The 6,641-nt window shown below is 64.7% G+C and carries 5 protein-coding genes; 1 reads left to right on the forward strand and 4 read right to left on the reverse strand.

From position 1 onward, the window contains the following. Nucleotides 1-103 precede the first annotated feature (103 nt). The 4 genes from Q0C64_RS03175 to Q0C64_RS03190 are packed head-to-tail and all read right to left on the reverse strand — an operon-like array spanning nucleotide 104 to nucleotide 4,630. On the reverse strand, nucleotides 104-865 hold the full coding sequence (locus tag Q0C64_RS03175; protein WP_294120768.1) for a nucleotidyltransferase family protein: 762 nt from the start codon (nucleotides 863-865) through the stop codon (nucleotides 104-106). Then, nucleotides 862-1,851, reverse strand: a complete 990-nt coding sequence (locus Q0C64_RS03180) for a phosphotransferase (RefSeq protein WP_294120824.1) — start codon at nucleotides 1,849-1,851, stop codon at nucleotides 862-864. Before Q0C64_RS03180 ends, Q0C64_RS03175 begins: the two co-directional genes overlap by 4 nt. Next, nucleotides 1,848-2,285 carry a tRNA (adenosine(37)-N6)-threonylcarbamoyltransferase complex ATPase subunit type 1 TsaE gene (gene tsaE / locus Q0C64_RS03185; protein ID WP_294120770.1) on the reverse strand — a complete coding sequence of 146 codons (438 nt, stop codon included), beginning with the start codon at nucleotides 2,283-2,285 and terminating at the stop codon, nucleotides 1,848-1,850. The genes Q0C64_RS03180 and tsaE overlap by 4 nt, the downstream gene beginning before the upstream one ends. Then, entirely contained in the window at nucleotides 2,282-4,630 is a 2,349-nt protein-coding gene (locus Q0C64_RS03190) for a PAS domain-containing sensor histidine kinase (protein WP_294120771.1), read from the reverse strand. The genes tsaE and Q0C64_RS03190 overlap by 4 nt, the downstream gene beginning before the upstream one ends. Nucleotides 4,631-4,827: 197 nt before the next feature. On the opposite strand from Q0C64_RS03190, the gene Q0C64_RS03195 reads away from it, so the two are divergent. Then, the coding region (locus Q0C64_RS03195; protein ID WP_294120772.1) for a Plug domain-containing protein at nucleotides 4,828-6,641 on the forward strand (1,814 nt) is incomplete at its 3' end.

A 6,641-nucleotide genomic window follows, 5' to 3' on the forward strand; every position in this document is an offset into this window, starting at 1 on the left:
CGCCTTGATCATGCCTAGCGCAAGGGCGTCGGCAAAGCTGCGGTGCGCCGGGATGGAATAGACGAGCGGGTCGGCCGGGCTCCGGCGATCGAACAGCCAGCCCTCAGACATCTTGCAGGGCACGCTCCGTGGCCTTGATCGCGGCGGGGTTGCCGACGTCGAACCACAGGCCCTGGTGGACGGCGCCGTAGCAGCGGCCCTCGGCAATTGCGCGATCCCATAAGATGTTGGTCGAAAACGGGCCCTCGGGCGCGTCGCGCAGCAGCCGTTTTGACACCATCTGGATGCCGGTGAACACGAAAGGAGCGACCTTACCCTTCTGGCGCCGGACCAATCGCCCGTCGGCCTTCATATGGAAGTCGCCCGGACCGCGATGATTGCCGGCCCGCGCCTGCGGCACCACCAGCAACAGCGCGTCCATGTCCTTCTCCCGCCATAGTGAGGCGAGCAGGTGCAGCGTGTCGGCCGGGCCATCGATCCAATAATTGTCGCTGTTAACGACCAGGAAGGGATCGGCGTCGATCAGCCTGTCAGCATGAATCAGGCCACCGCCGGTTTCCAGCAACTGTTTGCGTTCATCGCTGATCCTGACGTCGAAATCGCTCGCCTTCGCCTTCAAATGCGCTTCGAGCGCGTCGGCAAGGTAATGGACGTTGACGACGATCTTGCCGATCCCCGCAGCCCGCAGCCGATCGAGCGCATGGTCAATCAACGCCTTGCCGGCGACCTCGACCAGCGGCTTGGGCCGCGTCGCGGTCAGCGGCCGCATGCGCTTTCCGAGGCCGGCAGCCATGACCATTGCGGTGCCGGGCACAGCTGCTTCAATCTCAGGGCGGAGAGCCAGGGCGCGCACCTTGCGGTTCATGCCGCCTCCGTCCAGGCCGCCGAGCGGAAGTCGGCAGGAATATTGGTGTCGAACCAGGCCCTGACGGGCTCGAGCCCGGGCTGTGCCAGGTCGCGGTCCAAAAGGCCCCACATGCGCGGCTGGAATTGCTTGTAACGTTCTTTCCCGTCGCGTTTCCACAGGCGGCAGAAGACACCGAGGATGCGCGTGTTGCGCTGCGCCGCCAGCGCCCAATAGGCCCGCTCGAACCGCTCGTCGGCACCGGTCTTTTCGCGATAGCGGTCGATCATCTCGCGCTCGAGTGACGGAGGTACGTCGCGGCGCGCGTCCTCGAGCACCGACACCAGGTCGTATGCCGGGTGACCGGCCAGCGCATCCTGGAAATCGAGCAGGCCGAAGCGCCCGATGCCCCCTCTCCCGCCCAGCAACATGACGTTCTCGGCATGATAGTCGCGCAGCACGGTGACCGGTCCAAGACCATCATTTGCCACCGGCGCCAACGCCTCGGTCCAGGCCGCGTCCCAGCCGACGACGTCGACCGGCTCTAGCCCAACCGCCGGCACATACCAGTCCGGGAACAGCCTGAGCTCGGTTAGCCATTCGCCGAGCCCGTGGGGCGGCAGTCCTTCCATCGGCGGATGATCATGCAGGTGGACCAGCACGTCGACCGCCGTCTCATAAAGGCCGTGCTCGGCCGCGGGGTCCTCGTCGAGCGCTTCGCGCATGCGGGCATCACCGAAATCGTCGAGCAGCAGCAGCCCCCGGTCGAGGTCGGCAGCGAGGATGCGGGGCGCGGCCAGGCCGACGCCTTCGAGCCAGTTGGCGATTGCCATGAATGGCCGCGGATCCTCGTGCGGCGGCGGCGCGTCCATCAGCACGGCCCGGCGATCACCGGCAAGCACCCGGAAATAGCGCCGGAAACTGGCGTCGCCGGCGAGCGGCAGGATCCGGGCTTCGTCCCAGCCGTGGCGGGCAAGAAATTCGGGCGCGGACTTTGGCGGAATCATCGGGGCGGCCATCGCCCCTCCCATGCCGCGGGGACCTCGGCTGTCAAGGCGCGCGCGCCATCTTCCAGCACGTCGAGCGACAGGGCGAGAGCATTGGACCATGTCCTGCGACCGGCATGCTCTGGCCATTCGACCAGCAGCGCTCCGTCGCCCGCGATGTCATCAAGACCGAGTTCGTCGAGCTCGGACGGGTCCTCGATCCGATAGAGGTCGACATGCCAGACCGGCGGCTTCAGCATTTCATAGGGCTGGACCAACGCGAAGCTGGGACTGGGCACCTCGCCCTTGTGACCAAGGCCGGCGAGCAGGCCGCGCACCAAGGTCGTCTTTCCAGCCGACAAGGGCCCCGATAGCGTAATTACGTCTCCCGCTTGCAGGGCCGCGGCCAGTTTCCGGCCAAAGGCGAGCATCGCCTTTTCATCCTTGATCCTCATTGCGGCGCACGCGGGACGCAAAGGGTAACACTGGTGCCTTTGCCGAGCGCCGATTCCAGCTCGACCTTGCCGCCATGGGCCTCGATGAACTGGCGGGTGAGCGGCAGGCCAAGGCCAAGCGCGGCCTCACCCCGGGCACCGGAGCGATGGAAGCGGGCAAAGACCTGGGCCTGGTCCTCCTTGGCTATGCCGGGTCCGTCATCGACGATTGTCACGATCGCCTGATCGTCGTCGCCGCTGGCCTTCAACCAGACATGGCCGCCTTCCTCGGTGTAGGCGACGGCATTGCGCAAGATGTGCTCGACCGACTCCCTAAGGCGCCTGGCGTCTCCGATGACGCTCCCGGCGCTGGCATCGAGATTGACCTCAAGCTTCTGCCCTTTTTCGTCGGCCCGCGGACGAAGCGCCTCGGCGGCAGCGCGGCACATGCCAGCGATGTCGACGCGCTCACGTTCGAGCACGACACCCTGGGTGTCGCCCTGGGTCAGGTCCAGCACGTCGTTGATCAGCTTCGACAAGCGCTCGACCGATTCGAGGATTGCGCCGACATAATCAGAGGCGGCGGGCGGCAGTTTCCCGGCGTAACCGGCCGCCAGCATTTCGGCGAACCCGCCGATCGAGGTCAAAGGCGTCCTCAGCTCATAGCTCATATTGGCGACGAAGTCGGTCTTGACCCGGTCGGCCTCTTCCAGCGCCGTCGCGCGTTCCCGCAGCGCCGCCTCGATCCGGCTGGAATCGGTGACGTCGATCATCGTGAAAAGGGCGTTGCCGTCGGGCAGCGGCACCGCCGCGAAATCGAGATGGCGGCCGTCGGTCAGCGAAAGCCGGCCGGTCCCCGACTGGCGACCGCTGGTGGTCGAGCGAACCAGCTCGCGGACCTGCGCGGCAGCAGAAGGATTGACGAGGCGCTTGGCCATGGCCGGGACCAGTTCGTCGACCCGCGGATGCTCGGCCAGCCAGCTTTCGTCCAAGTCCCACAGCTCGCTGAACCGGCGATTCCACAGATACAGGCGCCCGTCCGAGGCGAACACGCTGATCACCTCGAACAAATTGTCGAAGGTCGCGCCGCGGACCCGCAGCAAAGTATCGCGGGCCGAAGCCAGGCGGACCTGTTCGGTGCGATCCTCGAAGATCAGGCGGAGCCCGCCGTCGGGAAGCGGCTGGGCGAGCAAACGCAAATGGTCGCCATTGGCGAGCATCCAGTCTTCCTCGATCGTTTCTTCGGCGGAGGTGAACCAGTCGCGCCGCTCGGCCTTCCACGCCGGGAAATCGCGCACTTCGGGGAGGCGCCCGTTCTCGCGCATCCGCTCCATCACGCGGTCGAACTCCGGCCGTTCCGACAGCCATTCGGGCTCCAGCTGGGCCATGATGGCGAACGGCTGGTTGAAGAAGGCAAGCTGGCGGTCGCCATCGAATTGCACTGCCCCGGCCGTCATCCGGTCGGCCAGTTCGCGCTGGGATTCCTGATGCCGGATGAGCTCGATGCGAGCGTCCTCGAGGTCCTGGATGTCGACTGCAAAACCTGCCACGGCGCCGGTCGGAAGCGGCACGTCGACGATCCGCAGCATACGGCGCTCCTGGCCAATGGTTGCGGGCTGCGTGCGTGAATAAGGTCGGCCGCTTTCCAAGGCGATTTCGGCCCCGGCGCGAGCGCTGTCGGGGCCGACTGCGTCGATCAGTTCGCTGCCCCGCTCGATCACATCGGCTGCGTTTGTTCCTTGCACGGCAGTGACAAATGCGGCGTTGACCAGGCCGAGGCTGAGGTCCGGGCCACGGTACCACATCGGGAACGGCGCGCTTTCAATGAGGTGCGTCAGCGCATCCAGTGCGCCTTCGGTTTGATGGAGGCGGCGGATCAGCTTGACCCGGTCGGCATCGGCATCGCTGATATCGAACAGCCAGACCAGGACCGATCCGGGTTTAGCGGGTGGCGGGGCAAGCCCGGCACGCAGCTCAACAACCTTGCCCCGGCCTGCCAGCCGGAGCTGGCGACGGATCGTCGCACCGCTCAGCCGGACGTCATCCAATGCTTCGGCCAGGGACGCGAAATCCTCGGCATCGAAGCCGTGGTCGGTACCCGACAGATCCACCAACCGCTGCGGAACGGCGGGCAGGCCAAGGTCCCGGACCAGCTTGGCATCCGCTTCGATGCTGCCATTGTCCTGGACCAGCACCGCGCGCGCCGGTGCTGCGTCGAGCAATGACCGCATGGTCCGTGCCGCACCCAGCACCGATTGCGCGCGGCGGAGTCGGCGCGCGGCAAGAATCGCCAATGCCGCCGCGAAGGCGACCCATAGTGCGGCAATGACAATGATTGCCGCCGCGGCCTCGGCGCCGACGATCATTCTTCCCTGCCCCCGCTGAACATGGGCCCGTCATAGGGCGGCTGCGGAGACACAGTAAAGCAGGCGTCGCCAACGTGACAAAAAAGCGACACTAGGTTGAAAAGGCGCGGACAATTCACATGGGGCAGTTGAACATCAACGGCAAATGTCGGTAGCCACCGGCCTTTACAAAATTCCACTCGGGTTAGGGGTAATCCATGAGAAAGTTTAAACTGCTCGGCACCACCATGCTTACGGGTGCCGCGATGCTGGCACAGCCTGCTTTTGCGCAGGACGCCACGACGACTGCTGATACTGCCGCCGCGGCGCAGGATACTGGCAGTGCGCCAGCCGAAGCAGCCCAGCCTGCAGCAGCCGATCAAGGCGTCGATTGCGCCACTACTCCCAGCGATCCGAGCTGCAAGGCGATCGTCGTCACCGGCTCGCGCATCCGTCGTCCCAACCTCGAATCACCAATTCCGGTGACCTCGATCGGTGGCGAGGAATTCTTCGAAACGGGCACCGTGTCGGTTGGCGATACGTTGAACGACCTGCCGGCCCTGCGCTCGACCTTCAGCCAGGCCAACTCGACCCGCTTCCTCGGCACCGCCGGCATCAACAACGTCGACCTTCGCGGCCTCGGCATCGTCCGTACATTGGTGCTGCAGAACGGCCGCCGTCACGTCGGCGGCGACGTCCTGAACAGCGGCGTCACTCCCGATACCAACACCATCCCGACCGACCTGATTGATCGGGTCGACATTGTGACGGGCGGTAATTCGGCCGTGTACGGTTCGGACGCCATCGCCGGCGTGGTCAACTTCATCCTCAAGGATGACTATGAAGGCATCAAGGTGCGCGCCCAGGGCGGCATCAGCAAATATGGCGATGCCGGCGCCTACTTCATCAGCGGTCTGTGGGGCACCAACTTTGCCGAAGGTCGCGGCAACATCGCGATCAACGCCGAATATGCCCGGCAGGACCAGTATTTCGGCGCGGGCCGTTGGCTTGGTAGCCAGGACGGCTTCCTGGTCGTGGATGCCGATTCCGGGGCGGTGCCATCTGACGGCATTCCCGACCGCATTTTCTACCACGACATTCACTCGGGCAGCCTGACCAACACTGGCGCCGTCCGATTTGGCGGCCAGAACGCAGCGAATAGCTGCGGCACGGACCCGCTGGGTTCGTTCTACCCCTGCTTCTTCGTGTTCAACAAGGATGGCACGCTCGTTCCGGCGACTGGCGTCCGCGCCGGCGTTACGACTGGCAGCTTCATTGGTGGCAACAGCGAGAATTTCCGGGGCGGCAACCAGTTGCAGCTGTCACCGAAACTCGATCGCTACAACATCAACGCGTTCGGGCACTTCGAAATTACGCCGGCGCTTGTTCCGTTCTTCGAAGCCAAATACTCGCGTACCGACAGCTTCGGTTCGGGCGGTAGCGGCCCGGCGTTTACGCAGGGCGCGACGTTCGGCGATCCGGCCCAGTTCTTCGGCCTCGGCAACCGCGAACAGGTTCGTCTCGACAACCCGTTTCTAGATCCGGCAGCGCGTGCCCTAATCTGCGCAAGGCGAGCACTGCAGGTTCCTGCCCAAGGTTGCGCAGACGGGTCACGAATTTCCATTCGCGAAAACCTGCTCGGCCTTGGTGTTCGTAACGAAGAAGCGAAGCGTGAAACATATCGCGTCGTCGTTGGCTTCCGCGGCACCTTCTGGGATGACTGGAACTACGAAATCGCCGTTAACGGCGGCAGGCTCAACGAGAAAACCAAAGTTCGCGGCAATCTCGACATCCAGCGCTACCTGCTGGCCGTCGATGCGGTTGACCAGGGCAAGTATAATGGTGGCCTTAACAACGGCGTTCCCAACGGCAACATCGTCTGCGCTTCGCAGATCGATCCGAACCGGGCCTTCGGCTATTATCCGTGGCTATACGGCACCGACCAAAACGGGGCCGGCCCGAACCGTCCGGTTCTTGGCGACCCCAATGCGGCGGCTCGTCTGGCCGCCGACGTCGCCGCCTGCACCCCGAT

The sequence above is a fragment of the Sphingomonas sp. genome, from assembly GCF_023266535.1.
In the GTDB taxonomy this organism is placed as follows: domain Bacteria; phylum Pseudomonadota; class Alphaproteobacteria; order Sphingomonadales; family Sphingomonadaceae; genus Sphingomicrobium.